Genomic DNA, 2,077 nt, shown 5'->3' on the forward strand with positions numbered 1-2,077 from the left:
GCGGGGCCCGACCAGGGCGGGCCCGCCCGGTCGGGCGGGCCGTGGTCGTGGCGCGCGCCGGCCTGGCGCACGTGGCCGACCCGTGTGGTCGGGTTCTGGCGGTCGTCGTTGTCGTTCCGCACCGTCGCGCTCACGGTGGTGCTGTCGACCGTCGCCGTCACCGTCATCGGCACGCTCATCTCGGTGACCATCGGCACGAGCCTCTACGACCAACGCCGAGAGCAGGTCGAGGCCGAGAGCGTGCGGGCCACGCTGCTGGCGCAGAACATCTTCGACTCGGCCACGGCCACCGAGGACGCCAACCAGGTCGAGCTCGACGCCCTGCAGAACGAGGCCCAGACCGCCATCCTGGGCTCGACCTCGAGTCCGGGCGGAACGAGCATCGCCATCCTCCGGACCCCGGGGCAGAACAGTCCGCAGACCATCCAGAACATCGCCAGCCCCGACTTCCCGGACTCCGTGATCTCGCCGGCCCTCCGCGAGGCGGTGGCGGCGGACGACGGTCGACTCTCGATGCAGTCGGTGTCGCTGCCCCCGACGTCGCTGGGCGGCGGCTCGCCCGGCATCGCCGTCGGCTCGACCCTGCAGGTACCCACGGCGGGCCAGTACGAGCTCTACCTCGTCTACGACCTCAGCGACGCGCAGGCCACGCTCGACCTGATGCAGCGGACGCTCGGCATCGGCTCGCTCGCTCTCGTGCTGTTGATCGGTGCGATCACCTATCTCGTCGTCCGTCTGGTCGTGGGTCCCATCCGCACGGCGGCCGAGACCAGTCAGAAGATCGCGGCCGGGCACCTGGAAGAACGCATTCCCGAGAAGGGGCAGGACGTCGTGGCCACGCTCGGGCGCTCGTTCAACGGGATGGCCGACGCCATGCAGCGCCAGATCTCGCAACTGGCCGAACTGTCGCGCGTCCAACAACGCTTCGTCAGCGACGTCTCGCACGAACTGCGCACGCCGCTCACCACGATCCGTCTGGCCGGTGACGTGCTCTACGACCAGCGCACCTCGTTCACGCCCTCGGCCGCCCGCACGGCCGAGCTGCTGCACACCCAGGTCGACCGGTTCGAGCTCCTGCTCGCCGACCTGCTCGAGATCTCGCGGTTCGACGCGGGTGCCGTCGAACTCGAGACCGAGCCCGTCACGGTCGTGCGTCTCGTCGAAGACGGCGTCGACGAGTTCGGTCCCCTCGCCGCCGAATCCGGCAGCGTCGTGTCGGTCGTCGCCCGGGGTGGGTACTTCGAGGCCGAGATCGACCCGCGACGGCTGCGCCGCATCCTGCGCAATCTGCTGGGCAACGCGATCGAGCACGGCGAGGGTCGGCCGATCGAGGTCGAGGTCGACAGCGACGCCACGGCCGTCGCGGTGGCCGTGCGCGACAACGGCGTGGGCATGAGCCCCGCCGACGCCGCGCGGGTGTTCGACCGGTTCTGGCGGGCCGACCCCTCCCGCAAGCGCACGATCGGGGGCACGGGGCTGGGCCTGGCGATCAGCCTCGAGGACGCGGCCCTGCACGGCGGCCGGCTCGAGGTCTGGTCCGAGCCGGGGTCGGGCAGCCGGTTCGTCGTCACCCTGCCCCGCGTGGCCGGCGGTCGCATCGAGGGATCGCCCCTGCCGGTCGTGCCTCCGGACCGCCGGGGCGAGACGACGGTCCCGGTGACGGGCGAACCGTGGTCCGGTTCGGTCCCCGCCGTCGAGGTGCCGGGCGCGTCGGTCCCGCCGTCGGCGACGTCGAAGGGGAGAGCCGACGATGACTGAACGTCCACGGAACGGCCCGTGGGGGCGTCGGTCGGCGGTGCTGACGGCCCTCGTGATCGCCGCGATCGCCCTGACCGGGTGCGTGGGCATCCCCGACGGCGGTCAGGTGCAGCGAGGCGACACCGTGAGCGACGACGTCGTGAGCGACTTCGTCTTCCGGCCCAACGGTCCCGTCGCCGGCAGCTCGCAAGAAAGGCTCCTGCGGGACTTCCTCTCGGCGGGCACCGGGTCCCAGGACAACTACGGGGTGGCGCGTCAGTTCCTCAGTGCCGGCTTCGCCGACGAGTGGGAACCGCGGGCCAGCGTCACCATCCGCCCG

At 71.8% G+C, this 2,077-nt stretch carries 1 protein-coding gene and 1 pseudogene; both read left to right on the top strand.

The features are described 5' to 3' along the window. Nucleotides 1–84 precede the first annotated feature (84 nt). The gene (gene mtrB / locus SZ60_RS12730; RefSeq protein WP_082060135.1) at nt 85–1,758 is read left to right on the top strand and encodes an MtrAB system histidine kinase MtrB; all 1,674 of its coding nucleotides are present in this window, start codon (nt 85–87) and stop codon (nt 1,756–1,758) included. Then, nucleotides 1,751–2,077 (top strand): annotated as a pseudogene (locus SZ60_RS12735) (hypothetical protein); the annotation flags it as partial. The gene mtrB and the pseudogene SZ60_RS12735, both read left to right, overlap by 8 nt.

Source organism: Frigoribacterium sp. MEB024 (assembly GCF_000878135.1).
In the GTDB taxonomy this organism is placed as follows: Bacteria; Actinomycetota; Actinomycetes; order Actinomycetales; family Microbacteriaceae; genus Frigoribacterium.